A 20865-nucleotide genomic window follows, 5' to 3' on the forward strand; every position below is an offset into this window, starting at 1 on the left:
CCAGTTCACAAAGTGCAGTCAGTCTTGGGACACACCATGGCGAATGCTTCGGAAACAACGCCTGTTAAGAGCTGAGTGAGAGCGCAGTCGCCCACACCTAGTCTTGTTTAGCCATGAGCGTGGACTCCCCATTGGAGAACACGGTAAATGCCAACCCGCTGCGGATTCTGCGCGCGGCAGCACCCGAATTATCAGGGATACGTGTAGGGTGGAGATGCACAACCGTCGGACCGTGTAGCACTAGGCTTATATATAGACGCTTCATCTCGTCCACAGTCGCCGGTTGATTCCTCCTCCTGACCTTAGCTTTTGTTGAAGTGGTGCCTTTGTCACCACCGCTAACAAGCAGGACGCGTCCGTCGCGATACCAGCCCAATTGGCCGGTTATTGCTGGACACTGGAGTGGCCAACCACTCTTGACGCACCTGACACCGACCGTGAGAAGTCGTGTGTGCCGAACGCCGTTTCCGGCAGCCCGGAAACCGACGGTACAACATGAAAAGAATGCTGATTAACGCAACTCAACCCGAAGAGTTGCGTGTTGCACTGGTAGATGGCCAACGCCTCTACGACCTGGACATCGAATCCGGTGCACGCGAGCAAAAGAAGGCCAACATCTATAAAGGCCGTATTACTCGCATCGAACCGAGCCTTGAGGCTGCCTTTGTCGATTTCGGCTCCGAGCGCCACGGCTTCCTGCCCCTCAAAGAAATTTCCCGCGAATACTTCAAGAAATCCCCTGAAGGCCGCGTGAACATCAAGGACGTCCTGAGCGAAGGCCAGGAAGTCATCGTCCAGGTCGAAAAAGAAGAACGTGGCAACAAGGGCGCCGCCCTGACCACCTTCATCAGCCTGGCCGGCCGCTATCTGGTACTGATGCCGAACAACCCACGTGCCGGCGGCATTTCCCGTCGCATCGAAGGCGAAGAGCGCAACGAACTGCGCGAAGCGCTGAACGGCCTGGTTGCACCGGCCGACATGGGCCTGATCGTTCGCACTGCCGGCCTGGGCCGCAGCAGCGAGGAAATGCAGTGGGACCTCGACTACCTGCTGCAACTGTGGACCGCTATCAAAGAAGCGTCCCTGGATCGTTCCGCGCCGTTCCTGATCTACCAGGAAAGCAACGTCATCATCCGCGCTATCCGCGACTACCTGCGCCAGGACATCGGCGAAGTGCTGATCGACAGCGTTGAAGCCCAGGATGAAGCCCTGACCTTCATCCGCCAGGTGATGCCGCAGTACGCCAGCAAGATCAAGCTGTACGAAGACAGCGTTCCGCTGTTCAACCGTTTCCAGATCGAAAGCCAGATCGAGACCGCCTTCCAGCGCGTGGTCGAACTGCCTTCCGGTGGCTCCATCGTGATCGACCCGACCGAAGCCCTGGTGTCCATCGACATCAACTCGGCGCGTGCCACGAAAGGTAGCGACATCGAAGAAACCGCCCTGCAGACCAACCTGGAAGCGGCTGAAGAAATCGCCCGCCAACTGCGCCTGCGTGATATCGGCGGCCTGATCGTGATCGACTTCATCGACATGACCCCAGCCAAGAACCAGCGCGCCGTGGAAGAGAAAGTCCGCGAATGCCTGGAAGCTGACCGTGCCCGCGTGCAAGTCGGCCGCATCTCGCGCTTCGGCCTGCTGGAAATGTCCCGTCAGCGCCTGCGTCCATCCCTGGGCGAGAGCAGCGGCATCGTCTGCCCGCGTTGCAACGGCACCGGCATCATCCGTGACGTTGAATCGCTGTCCCTGGCGATCCTGCGCCTGATCGAAGAAGAAGCGCTGAAAGACCGCACCGCCGAAGTCCGCGCGCAAGTGCCGATCCCGGTGGCCGCGTTCCTGCTCAACGAAAAACGCAACTCGATCACCAAGATCGAACTGCGCACCCGTGCCCGTATCGTGATCCTGCCGAACGATCACCTCGAGACGCCGCACTTCGAAGTGCAGCGCCTGCGTGATGACAGCCCGGAAGCCCACAGCGGCCAGTCCAGCTACGAAATCGCGGCTGCCGCTGCCGAAGTGGAAGAAGTGCAGCCTGCCGCCGCGACCCGCACCCTGGTTCGCCAGGAAGCCGCCGTGAAGACCGCGCCAGCCCGTGCCAATGCACCGGTTCCGGTTGAAGCCGCCGCCCCGGTTGCCGCGCCGGCCGCCCTGCCTGAACCAAGCCTGTTCAAGGGCCTGGTGAAGTCGCTGGTCAGCCTGTTCGCCACCAAGGAAGAGCCTGCTGCACCGGTAGTGGTTGAAAAACCAGCCACCGAACGCCCGGCTCGCAACGAAGAGCGTCGCAACGGTCGCCAGCAAAGCCGCAACCGCAATGGTCGTCGTGACGAAGAGCGCAAGCCGCGCGAAGAACGTGCCCCGCGTGAAGAGCGCGCACCACGTGAAGAGCGTGCGCCTCGCGAAGCCCGTGAAGACACTCCGGCCGTAGCCCGTGAAGAACGTGCACCGCGCGAAGAGCGCGCACCGCGTACCCCACGTGCTCCGCGTGAAGATCGCAAGCCACGTGGCGAACGTGAAGAACGTGTGCGCGAACTGCGCGAGCCACTGGACGCTGCGCCAGCCGTTGCCGGTGCTGCTGTTGCAGTTGCTGCCTCGACTGAAGAACGCCCGGCTCGCCAACCGCGTGAAGAACGTGCGCCACGTGAAGAACGTCAACCACGTGCTCCGCGTGAAGAACGTCAACCTCGTGCCGAGCAAGCCCCTGCCGCCAGCGAAGAAGAAGTGCTGACCGGCGAAGAGCAACTGCAGGAAGACGGCCAGGACAACGCCGAAGGCGATCGTCCACGCCGCCGCTCCCGTGGCCAGCGTCGTCGCAGCAACCGTCGCGAGCGTCAACGTGATGCCAACGGCAATGTGATCGAAGGCTCGGAAGAGACCGGCGAGAACGCAGAAGCCGCCACCAGCGAACCCACTGGCACCGAACTGGCTGCCGGCCTGGCCGTAACCGCTGCTGTTGCCAGCTCGGTCATCAGCGCACCTGCTGAAGCCCAGGCTCACGAACAGGCTGAACGCGCCACTGCCGCCGTCGAAGAAACGCATGCGGTAGAAGCGCCTGTCGCTGAAACCCCAGTCGTTGAAGCACCGGTTGTCGAAGCCACCACCCCGATCGAAGCCCCCGTGGTTCCGGAAGTGGAGGTTGCACCGGTTCGTGAAGCCCAGCCGGAAGCCGAAGTTACCACTACCGAGCCTGAAGCGGTTGCTGAGCCTCAGCCAGTGGTTGAAGCCCCGGTTGTCGAAGCAACGGCCCCGGCTGTGCGTGAAGTTCGCGAAGAACAGACCGCGTTCCAGTGGACTGCCGAGCCTGCCGCTCCAGTTGAAGTGCCAGCCCCTGCCCCTGTGGTAGAAGAAGCGCCGGCCCCGGTCGCCGAAGTGGTTGAAGCCGCCCCGGTTGTGGTTGCCGAGCCTGCGCCAGTGGTTGCCGAAGTCGCCGCGCCGGTGGTTGAAGCTGCCCCAGTGGTCAGCGCACTGACCGAAAACGGCCGTGCGCCGAACGACCCACGTGAAGTGCGTCGTCGCCGCAAGGAAGCTGAAGCCGCCGCTGCTGCCGCAGCCGCTGCCGCACCGGCTGTAGCCGAAGTGGTCGAGGCGCCAGCCCCGGTCGCTGAAACTGTGGTGGAGCACACTGCCCCTATCGTCGACGAGAACCCAGGTTCTGCTGACGAAGTGGTAGAGCATCATCCAAAGGCCTTGGAAGAAGAACACGAGCCTAAACCCTTCGTCTGATTCCATAAGCCAATAAAAAGCCCCGCCTGATCACTCAGGCGGGGCTTTTTTTTATGCGATCGGGTTGTGTCCAGCGAGCCGGCTGCCAGAAGGTCAGGCAGGCACGAAACGTAATGACGGTGGCACATCTACATCCCATAGCACGCCGGGGTCGTCCACGGGCACTTCCCGTACGCTGGCATGCGCAAACAGCGGTCGAGCCCCCCGGTCCCCCGTCAGCGCCATCAACGCTGGCCCGAGCGAACGCCCGAACATGACCGGATGCCCATACTGTCCAGCATGCACCGGCACACTGATGCCCTCCGCGTGCGCCACCACCTGCTCAATACTGCTCGGCAGGATAAACGGCATATCCCCCAGCACCACCAACCAACCGTCGCTTGAACGGCTGGCCGCCACCGCCGCCGCAAGGCTGTCGCCCATGCCCGCCGAGCGCAGCAGCACCACTTCGCAGCCGTAGCGCTGTGCCAAACGGATGACTTCAAGCCGATCCGGCGAGGTCACCACACAGCGTTTTGCAACGCTATCAGGCACATTCACCAACACCTGTTCGAATACCGGCCGCATCACGCCGTCCCGGCCAACGCACTGCGCCAGCAACTTGTCCTGATCAGCGCCGGCCGCAGCGCGAAAACGACTGCCCTGCCCCGCCGCCAGCACAATGGCAGTCACCATCACTCAACCACCGTCGACAGCGGCTTTTTTTGCACGGCCTCCACGCCGTTCTTGATCGCGACAATCTCTGCCATCAATGACAACGCGATCTCCGCCGGCGTGTGGCTGCCGATATGCAAACCGATCGGCCCGTGCAGACGCGCAATCGCATCGGCCGACAAACCAAGTGCCGCCAGGTTCTCACGGCGTTTCTGGCTATTGACCCGCGACCCCAGCGCGCCGATATAAAATGCACTGGAGTTCAGCGCCGTCAGCAGCGCCATGTCATCCAGGCGCGGGTCATGGGTCAGGCAGACGATGGCCGTGCGTTCGTCGGTCTGGATGTTCAGCACCGCTTCATCGGGCATACCCGGCACAAAGCGGCCGTGCTGCTCTTCCCAGCCATACACAAATTCATCCCGCGGGTCACAGATCAGCACTTCGAAATCCAGCAACCGCGCCATTTCCGCCACATAACGCGACAGTTGCCCGGCACCGATCAACAGCAGGCGCCAGCGCGGGCCGTAGATGGCGCGCAAACGCTGGCCATCAAAGCTCACCACGTCGGTCTTGTTCGCAGCACTCAGGCTCACAGCCCCCGTGGCCAGCTCCAGTTCGCGGGCGACAATTTCATGGGCCTCGCAGCGCGCCAGCAATTGGGCAACCCACTCCCACTCAATGACCCGCTCCTCGGTCAGGCGCAGGGTGCCGCCACATGGCAAGCCAAAGCGCGCTGCCTCATCCCGGGTCACACCGTAAGTCACCAGTTGCACCGGCGGCCCGTCTTCGGCCAACCGCCCATCCTGCAAGCGCGCAATCAGGTCATCTTCGATGCACCCGCCAGATACCGAGCCAATCACCACGCCATCGCCGCGCAAAGCCAGCATGGCCCCCGGCGGGCGCGGCGCGCTGCCCCAGGTCTGGACCACGCTATACAACACCACCCGTTGCCCGGCGCGACGCCATTCGAGCACGCTACGCAGGACGTTCAGATCCACACTGTCCATCAGGCCTTCACCTCCTGCCAGCCTTGCAGCTGGTAACGCACCGGCAGTTCGCGGATACGCTTACCCGTCGCGGCAAAGATCGCATTGCACAGCGCCGGCGCAATCGGCGGCACGCCGGGCTCACCGACCCCGCCTAATGGCACCTCGCCCTTTGGCGTGACCAGGTGCACGGCAACTTGCCTGGGCGCCAGGGACATGCGCGCCACTTCATACATATGGAAATTGTCCTGCTGGACCTTGCCATCCTTGAAGCTGATTTCACCCAGCACGGCATTCCCCAGGCCCATCACACAGGCGCCTTCGAACTGCGAGCGGATGCGCTCCGGGTTGATCTGCGGGCCACAGTCCACGGCAATATCGGCCTTGTGCACGATCAGGGTGCCATCACCCTGGACCTCTACCTCGATCACCGCGGCCACATAGGTGACGAAGCTGTAGTGCACCGCCAGCCCCAGACCTCGGCCCTTGGGCAAGGTGCGCCCCCAGCCCGCCGCCTTGGCTGCGGTTTCCAGCACACCACGCAGGCGGGCAGTGTCGATCGGGTAGCGCTCCGGGGATTCGCCGTAGTTCCACTCGTCACTCAGGGTTTTCGGATCGATCTGACGGTCAGGGCCAAGCAACTTGAGTTGGTATTGCAACGGGTCCTGGCCGGCCTTGTGCGCGAGTTCATCGACAAAGCATTGAATCGCAAAACCATGGGGGATGTTCGACACCGAACGGTACCAGCCAACCCGGGTATGGGCCGCCGCCTCTGGGTTTTCCAGGCGTACGTTAGGGATCGCGTAGGCCATGTTGGTAAAGCCCATGCCCAGCTCGAACGCTGCCTCATGGTTCATGCCCGGCGCAAACAGCGCAGTGATACTCGGGGCCACGGTGCGATGCAGCCAAGCGGACGGCAGGCCATCCTTGTTCAGGCCAGCCTTGAGGTACTCGGCGGACACGGTGTGGAAATAGGCGTTATGGATGTCATCTTCACGGGTCCATTGCACACGCACGGCCTTGCCGGGGAATGCCTTGGCCAGGATGGCCGCCTCGACGACGAAGTCCGGCTTGGACTTGCGGCCAAAGCCACCGCCAAGCAATGTGACATTGACGGTGACGTTATCGAATGGCAGCCCCAGGCGCTCGGCGATTCGTTCACGGGTCACCTGGGGCGCCTGGCTGGGCGCCCAGGCTTCGCACTGGCCGTTGTCGAAACGAGCGATGGCGACCATCGGCTCCATCGGCGATTGGGCCAGATGGGGCAGGTAATAAGCGGCCTCCAGGGTACTGTCCGACTCGCCAAGGGCCTGGTCGAGATTGCCAGTATTGCGCACCACTTTGCCCGGCTTCTGCGCGGCGGCTTCCAGCGTCTTACGGTAGTCGACGGAGTTGTAGCCGGCGTTGACGCCATCGTCCCAGACAATGGTCAACGCTTCACGGCCCTTGATCGCCGCCCAGGTGTTGCTGGCGATAACGGCGATCCCACCAAGGGGCTGGAACTCCGAGGGCAGGGGCCGGCTTTCGATTTCCAGGACCTTGACCACGCCCGGCACCTTCAACGCCGCACTGGCATCGAAGGACTTGACCTTGCCGCCGTACACCTTCGGCCGTGCAACGGTGGCGTAGAGCATGCCGTCGAAATGCACGTCAGCGCCGTAGACCGCACGACCATTGACGATATCGGCACCATCGATGGCCTTGACGCCCTCCTTGCCGATGTAGCGAAATTCCGACGGTTGCTTGAGGCGCAGGCTGTCTCGCGCCGGCACCGCCAATGCACCGGCAGCGGTGGCCAGCTCGCCATAACCCAATTCGCGAGCGCTCGGCTGGTGAATGACTTTGTGCAGTTGCGCCCGGCACTCGCCCACCGGAACGTTCCACTGTTCGGCAGCGGCCTGCTCCAGCATGGCCCGGACGCTGGCGCCACAACGGCGCATCGGCTCATACCAATGGCGCATGCTGCGCGAGCCATCGGTGTCTTGGTTGCCGTAACGCACCTCATCACCGGGCGCCTGCTGGACCTTCACATGGGCCCAATCGGCGTCCAGCTCATCGGCAACCACCAGGCTCAGGCTGGTGCGCACGCCCTGGCCCATTTCCGAACGGTTGCAGATCACGGTCACCGTGCCGTCGGTGGCAATACTGACGTAGACCTTGGGATCGTCGATCAGCCCATGGGGCATGGCGTCGCCGCCGTACTTCTTCACCGCGTCGGCGGCGAAGGCATCGGGCAGGCCCCAACTGGCCGCCACCACCAACGCACCGGTAGCGCCGACCCCTTTGAGGAAGCCGCGACGACTGAGGTTATTGAGGACGAAATCAGCCGGCAATGCGCTCATGCCTTGGCCTCCTGCAGGTGGGTGGCCGCCTGGCGGATCGCGGTCTTGATGCGGTTGTAGGTGCCGCAACGGCAGATATTGCCGACCATCGCTTCTTCAATTTGCGCATCGCTGGGGTTGGGATTGGTTTTCAGCAATGCCGTGGCCGACATGATCTGGCCGCCCTGGCAGTAACCGCACTGGGCCACGGCCGTGTCGAGCCAGGCTTGCTGGACCACCTGGCCGATGGGGTCGGTGTGCAGGTTGTCGATGGTGCTGATGGCCTGGCCCTTGACCGCGCCGATCGGGGTAATACAACTGCGGGCCGGCGCGCCGTCGATATGAATGGTGCACGCGCCACACAGGCCCATGCCGCAGCCGAACTTGGTGCCGTTATAGCCGGCAACGTCGCGGATAGCCCACAACAGCGGCATATCCTCGGTGACGTCCAATGAATGGTCTTGACCGTTGAGTTTGAGGGTAATCATGGGCACGCCCGCATAGTGACTGGGTTATGGGGTCGAGCAATCTGCCCACTTGAAGAAAGCGGAGTCGGTTGACGCAGATGGCTCAGGCTAATCGGGCTCTCTTGTGAAGATAAATCCTCACCGGGCCTTTGATAAACGAGGTTTATGAACGGATAAAAAAACATCCTTAGGGTGCTAAGTTAACTCACCATTAACAAAAAAGCCCGGCTGAGCATTGATGAGCACCACGCCTTGGGCCTGATCGCCAGGCACAAAAAAACCCATCCGAAGATGGGTTTTTCATACCGCGTGTCCGCTTACTTGATAACGGGAGCAGGGCCTTCAGCCACGCCCAGGTCGTCTTCTTCACGGGTGTCGGAGATACCGCGACCACCGGAAGCCAGTTCGACTTGCAGCTTGTCTTCGTCCAACTCCTTGACCCACTTGGCCACGACCAGGGTGGCAACGGCGTTACCGACCAGGTTGGTCAGGGCACGGGCTTCGGACATGAAGCGGTCGATACCCAGGATCAGCGCCAGGCCGGCAACCGGCAGGTGGCCCACGGCAGACAGGGTCGCTGCCAGTACGATGAAGCCGCTACCGGTGACGCCCGCAGCGCCTTTGGAGGACAGCAGCAGCACCAGCAACAGGGTGATCTGGTGGGTGATGTCCATGTGGGTGTCAGTCGCCTGGGCGATGAACACGGCAGCCATGGTCAGGTAGATCGAAGTACCGTCGAGGTTGAACGAGTAACCGGTCGGGATCACCAGGCCAACCACGGATTTCTTCGCGCCCAGGCGTTCCATCTTGATCAGCATGCGTGGCAGTGCGGACTCGGAGGACGAAGTACCCAGGACAATCAGCAGCTCTTCACGGATGTAGCGGATCAGTTTCAGCACGCTGAAACCGTGGGCGCGGCAGATGGCGCCAAGCACCACGACCACGAACAGGACGCAGGTGATGTAGAAGCAGATCATCAGCTGGCCCAGTTGCACCAGCGAACCGACACCGTAAGCACCGATGGTGAACGCCATGGCGCCCAGGGCACCGATTGGTGCGAGCTTCATGATCATGTTGATGATGTTGAACATCACGTGGGCGAAGCGATCGATGAAGTCCAGCACCGGCTTGCCATAGGCACCCAGGCGATGCAGGGCGAAACCGAAGATCACCGAGAACATCAGCACTTGCAGGATGTCACCGGTCGCGAACGCGCCGACGATGGTGTTCGGGATCACGTTAAGCAGGAAGCCAACGATGCTCTGGTCTGCACCGGCAGTCACGTAGGCAGCGACTTTCGAAGCGTCCAGGGTGGCCACGTCGATGTGCATGCCGGCGCCCGGTTGCACAACGTTCACGACGACCAGGCCGATCAGCAGGGCGATGGTGGAAACGATTTCGAAGTACAGCAGCGCATAGCCGCCGGTCTTGCCCACCGATTTCATGTTTTGCATGCCAGCGATACCGCTGACAACGGTGCAGAAGATGATCGGGGCGATGACCATTTTGATCAGCTTGATAAAGCCGTCACCCAGTGGCTTGAGGGCCACACCGGTCTGCGGGTAGAAGTGACCGAGCAAAATACCGATAACGATTGCAACGATCACCTGGAAATACAGGGATTTGTACAGTGGCTGACGAGTCGTCATTGCAAAGTTCCTCAATCGTCCCGTGTGGCAAATATCCGCCATTGCCCACGGCACTTGAATTGCGAACCCTCCTGCACTGGAGGGATTTGTTGTTTGCGAGGCCTGTAGGACCAAGCCTGCGCTGTCATCCTTATCGCAAACGCCGTGCCACTTTGCTGAAAATCCCCACAGGCCTTTAGACATCAGGGCCCGAGGGATTCCAGCGTAATCGGGGGCTGGGCCGGAGGTGGCGGATTTCCGCCCACCCGTCCAATCCCGTCCTACAATTTGGCGGATATCCGCCTTGTTGCTCCGTCAGGGGGTGGCTACCATCCGCCACTCCATGGACGAGGCCCCTTCATGCGTGAACGTACCATCGCCAGTCACTACGCCCGAGCCGCCCTCCGCGGTGCGCGTCGGGCCGGTTACGACTACACGGGCCTGTTGCTGCAGGTGGGCATTACCCCGGAACTGCTGAATGAACCTCGCGCCCGCATCGCGCCTGAGCAATTTACCCGGCTGTTGCAAATGCTCTGGCGCGAGCTGGATGACGAATACCTGGGGTTCGCCGAAGGCCCAAGCAAGCGCGGCACCTTCGCCATGATGTGCCATGCCCTGATCCACTGCCGCACCCTGGAGAAGGCTCTGGAACGCGGCTTATTATTTTATAGCCTATTCCCACAAGGTCCGCGTTGGCGGCTGACGCGTGATGGCGAAATGGCGCATTTGAGCCTGGATGATTCCCAGCTCTGGGACCCGGACCACTTCCTCAGCGAATGCCTGTTGGTCATCTGGCATCGCCTGGGCAGTTGGTTGATCGGCCAGCGTATCCGCCTGCACCAGGCCACGTTCAGCTACCCAATGCCGGACCATGCCAGCGAGTACGACCTGCTGTTTCCCTGCCCCCAGGTATTTGGCGCGCCAACCAGCAGCCTGGTATTCCCCGCACGCTATTTGAGCCTGCCGCTGTTGCAGGACGAACGCACGCTCAAGCTTTTCCTCGAGCGCTCCCCGGCTGATTTGCTGTCGCGACCCGATGAAGGCGACAGTTTGAGCAGCCAGATCCGACGCCTGCTCAGCCGCGACCGCACACCCTGGCCGGATCTGGAAGCCGTCGCCCAGCACCTGCATATCAGCCCGCAGACCTTGCGTCGGCACCTGCGCGAAGAAGGCTGCAGCTTCCAGGCGCTCAAGGATGAGTTACGTCGGGATATCGCCATCTACCACCTGGGACGCGCGGACTTGTCATTGCAGGAGATCGCCGAGCAGCTGGGATTTTCCGAGCCGTCGGCGTTTCATCGGGCGTTCAAGAAGTGGACGGGATTGACACCTGGAGCCTATCGGGCCCAGGAAAGTTAGAAGATTGTTTGTTGTGACAAGCCCCAATGTCAGTCAGTTAAGGAGGAACACTGCAACGGTGGCGAGCGGGCTTGCCCTAATGCCGTTCAGTTAAGGCTTTTTTGTAGGAGCGAGGGGGACGCCTAGTTCTTGCTCGCGAAAAACTCACAGGCGCCGCGTTCATTCAGGAAACACGCGTTATCGTTGACGTTTTTCGCGAGCAAGCTCGCTCCTACAGAAGGCGATGTACGCTTAACTGAACGGCATTAGGGCAAGCCCGCCTGCCACAAAGGATGCCTTAACCACGGCTAGCCGATCACACGGCCGGAAAGTGAATCCTGAAGGCCGCCCCACCCAGTGTTGAATCCCCCAGGGTCAGGCGCGCGCCGTAGCTTTCGATGATGTCCTTGACCACCGCCAAGCCGATGCCCTGCCCCGGATGCTGACGGTCCAGGCGCTCGCCCCGTTGCAGAATCCGCGCACGCTGGTCCGGCGGTACGCCGGGGCCGTCATCTTCGATACACAACTCGGTGCCCTCCAGACTTTCCACCAAACTGATGCGCACCTCGCTCAGGCACAGGCGGTAGGCGTTTTCCAGCAGGTTGCCGAGTAATTCGAGCAACGCGCCCTTTTCAATCGGCACATCGCACTCTGGGGGTAAGTCGAAGGCCACCGTGACCCGCTTGTCGCGGTACACCTTGCCCAGGGTGTCGCACAAGCTTTGCACCACCGGTTCCAGACGCACCTGATGGCGCACCAGGCCGCTTTTGCGCAGGCTGGCGCGCTGCAATTGGTAGCTGATCTGCTGGCTCATGCGCTCGATCTGCGATTGCAGGACCCTGGCCTGGTCGCGGTCCTCAGGGCGCTGGGCCATGTCTTCGCTCACGCCCTGCAACACTGCCAACGGGGTTTTCAGGCTGTGGGCCAGGTCGTCAAGGGAGTCGCGGTAACGGGTGCGTTGTTCTCGTTCGCTGTGCAGCAGGCGGTTGAGGGAGCCCGTCAGGCGCAGCAGTTCGCGGGGGTGTTGTTCACTGAGGCTTTCGCGGGTACCGCCCTCGATCTGGTCCAGCTCCTGGCTCAGGCGCCGCAGGGCTTGCAGGCCCCAGGTCAAGCCCAGCCACAACAAGGTCAACAGCACCAGCAAGGCCGCGCCGAAGCCCAGGTAGAGGTTTTCGCGCAGGCCTTCGAGGGTCAGTTGGTATTCGCGCACCGGTTGCAGGGCGACGATACTGAACGCCGCGCTCTTGCCCCCCAGCAGCTTGACCTCCACGTCATAGACGAAGAACTCCTGGCCATTGGCTTCGCGAATCCGCGCAAATTCATTGCCGCGCCCGTCGTAGCGCGGCTTGTAGTTGATGTTTTCTTCACGGGTCGCGCGCGAGCGCCACACCAGGTGGCCTTCGCGGTCGTAGATATAGCCGAGCAGCCGGCTATCGGTCAGGTTGAAGCGTTCGTCCGGCAACTGCGCGGGCATCAGCAGGCGGTTGTTTTCGACCCGCGCCGCCGAAATCAAGGTGGTCACGTCCGAGGCCAGGCGCTGCTCGATGGAATCCTGCAGCGCCAGGCTGAAGGCGCCCTGCATGGCCGGCAACAACCCCAGCATAAACAGCACGGCCAAGGTCGCGGCCGCCAGCATCAAGCGCACACGTAGCGAGCGAATCAACGGCAACGCTCATTGAACAGGTAACCCAAGCCGCGCACGGTGTCGATCGGCTTGAACCCTGCCGTGCCTTCCAGCTTGCGGCGCAGGCGGCCAACCAGCACTTCGATGACGTTCGGGTCGCGCTCGTCGTCATCGGGGTAGAGCTGCTCCATCAAGCGGTCCTTGGCGACCACTTGTTGATGGTGACGCATCAGGTATTCAAGGATCCGATATTCATAGGCGGTCAGCGCCAACGGCTGCTCATCCAGGGACGCCTGCTTGCGATTGAGGTCCAGCAGCAACGGCCCGGCGACAATGGTCGACTGGGTAAAACCGCTGGAGCGGCGCAACAAGGCGTTCATGCGCGCCTCCAGCTCTTCGAACTGGAAAGGCTTGACCACATAGTCGTCGGCACCAGCCGCCAACCCCTCGACCTTGTCCTGCCAGTTGCCACGGGCGGTCAGGATCAGGATCGGGAAGGTCTTGGCCTGGCTGCGCAGTTGGCGGATCAAATCCAGGCCACCCATGCCAGGCAAGCCGAGGTCGATAATGGCCAGGTCATGGTTGAATTGCCCGGTCTGGTACAAGGCTTCTTCGGCATTGGCCACGGCCTCGACCACATGGCCGCTGTCGGTCAGGCGGGTAAACAGGTGATGACGCAGCAGCGCCTCATCTTCCACCACCAGCAATTTCATAAGGCTCTCCAAGGCAATTCAACTGTCCGACAGGGGGATATCATAGCGGCCCTGCAGGTCTTGCGGGCGCAGTTTAGTGCCATTGTACTCACCAGTCAGGCGACCATAGCCGACGCGATAAGCCGCCTGCGGGGTGGCAAGCCCCAGCGACTGGCCCCAAGGGGCGGACTGAGTGCCTGCATCTTCGAAGCTGACACGATGAATCAGGTTGCTGGATTTCTTGGTTCGCTCGCTACCGAATGCTGCAAAGGCGCTATCGGAGGCCTGGACCCCGGCAGTGGCACTGAGCATGGTCAACGCCAACATCAGCTTCTTGATCGCAGTCATGGTGCTACCTCATACGCGTTTGGGCTGTGGGATCCAGACTACGCAGGCGCCCCTGAACTCCCCCTGAACAGGCTCTGAACCTCACCTGAACCACTGTGGGCTATCCACTGGCGCACCAACTCGGCAAAATACCGCACATGACGCCCCTACCCGCTTGCTGCACCCCACTCGACGCCCATTGGCCGCTGCCCGATCCTTTGCCGGGCACGGTGTTTCTCAGCACGCGCTTCGACCCTGCCTTGTTGGCGCCGGGTGATTTCCAGCGCAGCGCGGTCCCCCCGCCGGCAAGCATCCAGCGCTCAGTGGCCAAGCGCCAGGCGGAGTTTCTCGCCGGCCGACTGTGCGCTCGCGCCGCGCTGCAACACCTTGACCAGCTGGATTGCGTCCCGGCCATCGGCGAAGACCGTGCGCCGGTCTGGCCAGGGCATATCAGTGGCTCCATCACCCACAGCACCGGGCATGCGGCGGCGATTGTCGGCCACAAGGCGCAATGGCGCGGGCTGGGCATGGACCTGGAAAATGTGCTGAGCCTGGAACGGGCAGAGCGCCTGGCCGGGGAAATCCTCACCGTTGATGAGTTGCAGCGCATGGCCGTGCTGCCCCGCGAGCAACATGCGCAGCTGGTCACCTTGACGTTTTCGGCCAAGGAGAGCCTGTTCAAGGCGCTTTACCCGATCGTGCAGAAGCGCTTCTACTTTGAGCATGCCGAGGTGCTGGAGTGGTCGGAGGCCGGGGCTGTACGGTTGCGCCTGTTGACGGACCTGTCCAGTGAATGGTGCCGCGGCAAGGACCTTACCGCGCAGTTCGTTGTGAATGAGGGGCAGTTGTTGAGCCTGGTTGCCATCGGCGCTTGATAGACCGCCATCGGGAGCAAGCTCCCTCCCACAGGGGAGCGCATTCCAAATGTGGGAGGGTCGATGCGACGATTCCACGGGCTCCCGATGGCGGGGTCAGGGTTTATCCTGATCCCTGGGCCAACTCAAGCTGAAACACGCCCCACCCAGGTTGTTGCTCTTGCTGATCAACGCCCGGCCGCCGTGCCAGTAGATAATCCGCCGGACAATCGACAACCCCAGGCCATGCCCGCCCGATGCACGGGTGCGGCTGTCGTCCAAGCGCAGGAAGGGCGTGAAGATGCGCTCCCAGGCGCTTTCCGGCACGCCGGGGCCATCGTCTTCCACATCGATGCGGCAGCGCACCTGGCCGACCTGATAACTGATCAACACCCGCCCCTGAGCATGCCGCATGGCGTTGCTCACCAGGTTTTGCAACGCACGGTGCAAGTAGCGCGGTTCGGCATCGACCCAGGCGTCATCCCAATGTGCCGATGACAGGCAAATACCCCGAGCCACATTGACCTGCGGACGCAGTGGCGACAATTCGCCGATCACCTGATCGAGCAGCGCATCGAGGTCGACCCGCTGGAAATTCAGCTCCGGCGCGCCCTGCTCCAGACGGGCGTAGGTGAGCATTTCGTCCACCAGGCCATCGAGGTCCTGGATATCGCTGTCCATGCCTTCCATATATTTGCGCCGGGCTTCGGGGCTGGCGGCGTCGCCAATCATCTCCAGGCCGAAGCGCAGGCGCGCCACTGGCGTGCGCAATTCGTGGGACACGGCGCGCACCAGTTCGCGCTGGATCGCCAGCAACTGCTGCAGGTGCTCGGCCATGCCATTGAACGCCGCAGCCAGGCGCCCGACCGAATCGGCACCGCGGGCGGGCACACGCACTTCCAGGTTGCCCTTGGCGATGCGCGTGGCCGCGGCTTCCAGGCCCTTGAGTCGTCGTTCGAGCTGGCGCACCAATAAATAGACGATCAGGCCGATCAGGGTCAGGCCGATCAGCGCGATCAAGATCAACCACTGTGCCGGGTACGGGTTCATTTGATACAACGGGCCGATTTCGAGCACCCAGGGCGTACCGACCATGCCGGCAAACACCCGGATCGAATCGCCCCCTTTGCCCAGCGCCATTACCGTATCGCCTTCCGCAACCCGGCGACGCTGGTCATCGTCCATATCGGCCTGGTCGAGGTTCATCAGGTGCATCTCAAAGCCAAAGCCCTTGGCTTCCTTTATAGCGGCCAAGCGTTGCGGCTGTTCGGCCACCGGGAAACGCACCAGTTCGTCGGCCAGCAGGTAAATCGTCGCGCGCGCCAATTGCTCGCTGATCTGTTGCACTTCGCCGGTCAGTACGAGTGACTCTTGCTCACTGACCAGGCGCAGCACCCGCGCTGCATGCGGGCCGGTCTGCTCCACCAGTACCTGGCCGCGTTGCAGGCGGTTGCGTTGGCTCAAGTCCAGTTGCGCCTCGCTGAGGGTGCGCAGTTCCAGGGGGATGCCTAACAACCGCTCCCACACCGCCAGGGCGCGCTGGCGCTCGATCGGGCTCATGGGTTGCAGGTTGTCGCCCATCAAGGCAAAGGTGCCGTGGGCCAGGCGTTCGCGGTACTGGCCGCTGCGCACTTCATTGAGCAGGTGCAAGGCCAGCACGCCCAGCAGCGCCACCAGGATCAGCGCCGCGCACATGCCGCCATAGATACGCAGGAAGATCGAATTCACAGCGGCATATCGGCGGCGGCTTCAGGAACGAACAGGTAGCCCTTGCTGCGGATGGTCTTGATCAGGCGCGGGTGGATCGGGTCGTCGCCGATTTTCGGGCGAATGCGTGAAATGCGTACATCGATGGAACGGTCCTGGCCGTCATAGCCGATGCCGCGCAGGGCGATGAAGATCTCTTCGCGAGACAGGATACGCCCGGCGTTCGCCACCAGCAGCCAGAGCAAGTCGAACTCGGCGCTGGTCAGCTCGATGCCGCCGTCGTGCAACCAGGCTTCGCGCAGGGCGTTGTCCACCACCAGCGGGCCGAATTGCAGGCGACGCTGGTTTTCCACCACAGCCGGTTCGGCCGGTTCGCTGCGCCGCAGCAGGGCCTGGATGCGCGCGAGCAACAGGCGCGGACGCACGGGTTTACAGACATAGTCGTCGGCGCCCATGTCCAGGCCCATGACCTGGTCCATGTCGTCGGTGCGCGCGGTCAGCATGAGGATCACCCCGTCGTAGCGCTCGCGCACCTTGCGACAAATGCTCAGGCCGTCTTCGCCGGGCAACATCAGGTCGAGGATCACCAGGTCGGGTTGCTCGGCGATGATCCGTGCCGCAGCCTGGGCGCCGTCGCTTTCCACCGACACCCGCAAGCCGTTGCTCTCCAGATAATCGCGGGTCAACTCGGCGAGTCGCTCGTCATCCTCGACGATCAGTATTTGCCAGGCTTCGTGCTCCACGGGTAATCCTCGTTGTTATTAAGGGATTGATTGGCCTGTTCGATCAAAGGTGGGAGCAAGCCCCCCTCCCACATGTTGATCTTCGCCAGCCACACCTTATTTGTAATGTTGTGAGGGCATAACAATGATCGATTGTAGCCATGCCCCAACCCTCAAACACAAGCCGGGAAATGCGTTCGGTGATCGAGTTTTTTTGTGATAGGGTTCGCGCCCTCAAAAATCCAATCGCACGTTTTTACCTTGGAATATTCAGTGACAAACGGCGTAATCCAGCAGTACTGCGGCCTACACGGGTGTTCCAAGTTTCATACACATTTTACTCACAGCGTTATCCACAGGTCTTGCGTTGCTAAGCCTCCAAAAACGCATTATCTTGTACCTCGGCGCCAAAAAAACCCTACATGTAGGGTTTTTAGCGAAAAGACCCAACACAAATCAGACGAGAAACTCAAGCCCTTTCTTGCTCCTGTTTGGTCTGACCCCTGGATTATTTGAAAGCCCAAACCGCTCAAGCGGATGGCAACCGTTTTCAAGCTCCAACAGCGCAAAACGGTACGGGTGTTGCAGTGCTTGAACCTGGCAACTGTCACCCACCAGGAATACGGCGAAGGGCCTTTGAGCCCCGAACCGAAGACTTCGGCATGGAAGCGGCGCAAACAGCTCCCTTCCTCCTGTCCCGAAGTTGTTATGCCAGGCCCAGGCCTGCTGTAAGTGCTTCAGGACGGAACGGTGGGCACCGTGATGGTGCCCAAATAAATATAGAAATGTGGAGACAACCCCCCATGCAAACCGACACAACTCGCGAGAACCCGCAGGGCTCCGTGCCGCAGGCCGCTGATTCGAATATGGATCTGTCCGCCACTGCACCTGGCCAACTGCGCGTGATCAAGCGTAACGGCACTGTCGTTCCTTACACCGATGACAAAATCACCGTCGCCATCACCAAAGCGTTTCTTGCAGTTGAAGGCGGCACCGCTGCTGCCTCGTCGCGCATCCATGACACCGTTGCCCGCCTGACCGAACAAGTCACCGCGACCTTCAAGCGTCGCATGCCGTCGGGCGGCACCATCCACATCGAAGAAATCCAGGACCAGGTCGAACTGGCCCTGATGCGTGCCGGCGAGCAGAAAGTAGCCCGCGACTATGTGATCTACCGTGACTCGCGCGCCAAGGAACGTGCCGTGCGCGCCCCTGCCGCCGATGCCGCCGTACAGGCGCACCCGTCGATCCGCATCACCCTGGCCGACGGTACCTTTGCACCGCTGGACCTGGGCCGCCTGAACACCATCGTCACCGAAGCCTGCGAAGGCCTGGAAGAAGTCGACGGTGACCTGATCCAGCGCGAAACCCTGAAGAACCTGTACGACGGCGTGGCCCTGACCGACGTCAACACCGCCCTGGTGATGACCGCCCGTACCCTGGTTGAACGCGAGCCAAACTACTCGTTCGTGACCGCGCGCCTGCTGATGGACACCCTGCGTGCCGAAGGCCTGGGCTTCCTCGGCGTGGCCGAGAGCGCCACCCACCACGAGATGGCCGACCTGTACGCCAAGGCCCTGCCGGCCTACATCGCCAAGGGTATCGAATACGAATTGCTGAACCCGGTCCTGGCCACCTTCGACCTGGAAAAACTCGGCAAGGCGATCAACCACGAACGCGACCAGCAGTTTACCTACCTGGGCCTGCAGACCCTGTACGACCGTTACTTTATCCACAAGGACGGTATCCGCTTCGAATTGCCGCAAGTGTTCTTCATGCGCGTGGCCATGGGCCTGGCGATCGAAGAAAAGCATAAAGAAGACCGTGCGATCGAGTTCTACAACCTGCTGTCGTCCTTCGACTACATGTCGTCGACCCCGACCCTGTTCAACGCCGGCACCCTGCGTCCACAGCTGTCGAGCTGCTACCTGACCACCGTGCCGGATGACCTGTCGGGCATCTACCATGCGATCCACGACAACGCCATGCTGTCCAAATTCGCTGGCGGCCTGGGCAACGACTGGACGCCAGTGCGTGCACTGGGTTCGTACATCAAGGGCACCAACGGCAAGTCCCAGGGCGTAGTACCGTTCCTGAAAGTGGTGAACGACACCGCCGTCGCCGTGAACCAGGGTGGCAAGCGCAAAGGCGCTGTGTGTGCCTACCTGGAAACCTGGCACATGGACATTGAAGAGTTCATCGAGCTGCGCAAGAACACGGGCGATGACCGTCGTCGTACCCACGACATGAACACCGCCAACTGGATCCCTGACCTGTTCATGAAGCGTGTCTTCGATGACGGCAAATGGACCCTGTTCTCGCCATCCGAAGTGCCGGACCTGCACGACCTGACCGGCAAGGCCTTCGAAGAACGCTACGAGTACTACGAAGCCCTCACCGAGTACCCAGGCAAGGTCAAGCTGTTCAAGACCATCCAGGCCAAGGACCTGTGGCGCAAAATGCTGTCCATGCTGTTCGAAACCGGCCACCCATGGCTGACCTTCAAGGACCCATGCAACCTGCGCAGCCCGCAGCAGCACGTGGGCGTGGTCCACAGCTCGAACCTGTGCACCGAGATCACCTTGAACACCAACAAGGACGAGATCGCCGTTTGCAACCTGGGCTCGATCAACCTGCCGAACCACATCGTCAACGGCAAGCTGGACACCGCCAAGCTGGAGCGCACCGTCAACACCGCCGTACGCATGCTCGATAACGTTATCGACATCAACTACTACTCGGTGCCACAGGCGCAGAACTCCAACTTCAAGCACCGTCCAGTCGGCCTGGGCATCATGGGCTTCCAGGACGCGCTGTACCTGCAGCACATTCCTTACGGTTCGGATGCAGCGGTCGAGTTCGCCGACAAGTCCATGGAAGCGGTCAGCTACTACGCGATCCAGGCTTCCTGCGACCTGGCCGACGAGCGCGGCGCCTACGAGACGTTCCAGGGTTCGCTGTGGTCCAAGGGCATCCTGCCGCTGGATTCGCAACAGATCCTGATCGAGCAACGCGGCCAGAAGTACATCGACGTTGACCTGAACGAATCCCTGGACTGGGCGCCGGTACGTGCCCGTGTGCAGAAAGGTATTCGTAACTCCAACATCATGGCCATCGCACCGACCGCGACCATCGCCAACATTACTGGCGTATCGCAGTCGATCGAACCGACCTACCAGAACCTGTATGTGAAATCGAACCTGTCGGGCGAATTCACCGTGATCAACCCGTACCTGGTTCGCGACCTGAAAGCCCGTGGCCTGTGGGACTCGGTGATGATCAACGACCTGAAGTACTACGACGGTTCCGTGCAGCAGATCGAACGCATCCCGCAAGAACTCAAAGAGCTCTACGCGACCGCTTTCGAAGTGGACACCAAGTGGATCGTTGACGCCGCCAGCCGTCGTCAGAAGTGGATCGACCAGGCTCAGTCGCTGAACCTGTACATCGCCGGCGCATCGGGCAAGAAGCTGGACGTGACCTACCGCATGGCGTGGTACCGTGGCCTGAAAACCACTTACTACCTCCGTGCCCTGGCCGCGACCAGCACCGAGAAGTCGACCATCAACACCGGCAAGCTGAACGCGGTTTCCAGCGGCGGCAACCACGGTGATGACTCGGTGCTCGCAGCGCCAGCCGGCCCGGCCCCCGTGCCAAAGGCCTGCGCGATCGACGAGCCGGATTGCGAAGCTTGCCAATAAGCTGAGCCGCTCCTGGGCTTGAACGCCCCGGATTGAAAAAGCCCGATAGACCCCGACTGCATAGGGTTTATCGGGCTTTTTGGTTTCCTCATGTACACCCCGCTGGGCACCTCCAGACGAACGC

The 20865-nt window shown here is 61.5% G+C and carries 14 protein-coding genes; 4 read left to right on the plus strand and 10 right to left on the minus strand.

Annotated elements, in window-relative coordinates; genetic code table 11:
- Positions 1-504 precede the first annotated feature (504 nt).
- Entirely contained in the window at positions 505-3720 is a 3216-nt protein-coding gene (gene rne, locus AB7933_RS25555; protein WP_024076969.1) for a ribonuclease E, read from the plus strand.
- A gap of 93 nt (positions 3721-3813) precedes the next feature.
- Here the strand turns inward: rne and AB7933_RS25560 are convergent, their stop codons facing one another.
- From AB7933_RS25560 to AB7933_RS25580, 5 genes are all read right to left on the minus strand, one after another.
- Positions 3814-4395: a nucleotidyltransferase family protein gene (locus AB7933_RS25560; protein WP_024076970.1), complete on the minus strand. Its 582-nt coding sequence runs from the start codon at positions 4393-4395 to the stop codon at positions 3814-3816.
- Entirely contained in the window at positions 4395-5381 is a 987-nt protein-coding gene (locus AB7933_RS25565; protein WP_024076971.1) for an XdhC family protein, read from the minus strand. The genes AB7933_RS25560 and AB7933_RS25565 overlap by 1 nt, the downstream gene beginning before the upstream one ends.
- Positions 5381-7702 carry a xanthine dehydrogenase family protein molybdopterin-binding subunit gene (locus AB7933_RS25570; RefSeq protein ID WP_024076972.1) on the minus strand — a complete coding sequence of 774 codons (2322 nt, stop codon included), beginning with the start codon at positions 7700-7702 and terminating at the stop codon, positions 5381-5383. Before AB7933_RS25570 ends, AB7933_RS25565 begins: the two co-directional genes overlap by 1 nt.
- Positions 7699-8169 carry a (2Fe-2S)-binding protein gene (locus AB7933_RS25575; RefSeq protein ID WP_024076973.1) on the minus strand — a complete coding sequence of 157 codons (471 nt, stop codon included), beginning with the start codon at positions 8167-8169 and terminating at the stop codon, positions 7699-7701. The genes AB7933_RS25570 and AB7933_RS25575 overlap by 4 nt, the downstream gene beginning before the upstream one ends.
- Positions 8170-8465: 296 nt before the next feature.
- Complete coding sequence (locus AB7933_RS25580) at positions 8466-9797, minus strand: dicarboxylate/amino acid:cation symporter (RefSeq protein ID WP_024076974.1); 1332 nt, start codon at positions 9795-9797, stop codon at positions 8466-8468.
- A 339-nt stretch (positions 9798-10136) separates the two neighbouring features.
- On the opposite strand from AB7933_RS25580, the gene AB7933_RS25585 reads away from it, so the two are divergent.
- The gene (locus AB7933_RS25585) at positions 10137-11135 is read left to right on the plus strand and encodes an AraC family transcriptional regulator (RefSeq protein WP_024076975.1); all 999 of its coding nucleotides are present in this window, start codon (positions 10137-10139) and stop codon (positions 11133-11135) included.
- Between the two features lie 295 nt (positions 11136-11430).
- On the opposite strand, the gene AB7933_RS25590 is transcribed toward AB7933_RS25585, so the two are convergent.
- From AB7933_RS25590 to AB7933_RS25600, 3 genes are read right to left on the minus strand one after another with little or no spacing between them, the layout of a single operon-like run.
- The gene (locus AB7933_RS25590; protein WP_024076976.1) at positions 11431-12777 is read right to left on the minus strand and encodes an ATP-binding protein; all 1347 of its coding nucleotides are present in this window, start codon (positions 12775-12777) and stop codon (positions 11431-11433) included.
- Positions 12774-13451 (minus strand): response regulator, encoded by a 678-nt coding sequence (locus tag AB7933_RS25595; RefSeq protein ID WP_024076977.1) that lies wholly within the window; start codon positions 13449-13451, stop codon positions 12774-12776. Before AB7933_RS25595 ends, AB7933_RS25590 begins: the two co-directional genes overlap by 4 nt.
- Positions 13452-13469: 18 nt before the next feature.
- Positions 13470-13778 (minus strand): hypothetical protein, encoded by a 309-nt coding sequence (locus tag AB7933_RS25600; protein ID WP_024076978.1) that lies wholly within the window; start codon positions 13776-13778, stop codon positions 13470-13472.
- Between the two features lie 137 nt (positions 13779-13915).
- Between AB7933_RS25600 and AB7933_RS25605 the strand changes: the two genes are divergently transcribed.
- Positions 13916-14632 (plus strand): 4'-phosphopantetheinyl transferase family protein, encoded by a 717-nt coding sequence (locus AB7933_RS25605; RefSeq protein ID WP_024076979.1) that lies wholly within the window; start codon positions 13916-13918, stop codon positions 14630-14632.
- 96 nt (positions 14633-14728) lie between these two features.
- Here the strand turns inward: AB7933_RS25605 and AB7933_RS25610 are convergent, their stop codons facing one another.
- On the minus strand, positions 14729-16339 hold the full coding sequence (locus tag AB7933_RS25610; RefSeq protein ID WP_024076980.1) for an ATP-binding protein: 1611 nt from the start codon (positions 16337-16339) through the stop codon (positions 14729-14731).
- Entirely contained in the window at positions 16336-17061 is a 726-nt protein-coding gene (locus AB7933_RS25615) for a response regulator (protein WP_024076981.1), read from the minus strand. Before AB7933_RS25615 ends, AB7933_RS25610 begins: the two co-directional genes overlap by 4 nt.
- 782 nt (positions 17062-17843) lie before the next feature.
- On the opposite strand from AB7933_RS25615, the gene AB7933_RS25620 reads away from it, so the two are divergent.
- A complete protein-coding gene (locus AB7933_RS25620; RefSeq protein ID WP_024076982.1) occupies positions 17844-20741 on the plus strand; it encodes a ribonucleoside-diphosphate reductase subunit alpha in 2898 nt (965 codons plus the stop codon).
- Positions 20742-20865 lie beyond the last annotated feature (124 nt).

It is taken from the genome of Pseudomonas gorinensis (genome assembly GCF_042015035.1).
Taxonomy (GTDB): Bacteria; Pseudomonadota; Gammaproteobacteria; order Pseudomonadales; family Pseudomonadaceae; genus Aquipseudomonas; species Aquipseudomonas gorinensis.

Excerpts from the sequence above, each read along its gene's own strand:
- AB7933_RS25580 (WP_024076974.1), bottom strand. The coding sequence starts at position 9,797 with ATGACGACTCGTCAGCCACTGTACAAATCCCTGTATTTCCAGGTGATC.
- rne (WP_024076969.1), top strand. The coding sequence starts at position 505 with ATGCTGATTAACGCAACTCAACCCGAAGAGTTGCGTGTTGCACTGGTA.
- AB7933_RS25600 (WP_024076978.1), bottom strand. The coding sequence starts at position 13,778 with ATGACTGCGATCAAGAAGCTGATGTTGGCGTTGACCATGCTCAGTGCC.
- AB7933_RS25570 (WP_024076972.1), bottom strand. The coding sequence starts at position 7,702 with ATGAGCGCATTGCCGGCTGATTTCGTCCTCAATAACCTCAGTCGTCGC.
- AB7933_RS25560 (WP_024076970.1), bottom strand. The coding sequence starts at position 4,395 with ATGGTGACTGCCATTGTGCTGGCGGCGGGGCAGGGCAGTCGTTTTCGC.
- AB7933_RS25620 (WP_024076982.1), top strand. The coding sequence starts at position 17,844 with ATGCAAACCGACACAACTCGCGAGAACCCGCAGGGCTCCGTGCCGCAG.
- AB7933_RS25585 (WP_024076975.1), top strand. The coding sequence starts at position 10,137 with ATGCGTGAACGTACCATCGCCAGTCACTACGCCCGAGCCGCCCTCCGC.
- AB7933_RS25605 (WP_024076979.1), top strand. The coding sequence starts at position 13,916 with ATGACGCCCCTACCCGCTTGCTGCACCCCACTCGACGCCCATTGGCCG.
- AB7933_RS25575 (WP_024076973.1), bottom strand. The coding sequence starts at position 8,169 with ATGATTACCCTCAAACTCAACGGTCAAGACCATTCATTGGACGTCACC.
- AB7933_RS25595 (WP_024076977.1), bottom strand. The coding sequence starts at position 13,451 with ATGAAATTGCTGGTGGTGGAAGATGAGGCGCTGCTGCGTCATCACCTG.
- AB7933_RS25565 (WP_024076971.1), bottom strand. The coding sequence starts at position 5,381 with ATGGACAGTGTGGATCTGAACGTCCTGCGTAGCGTGCTCGAATGGCGT.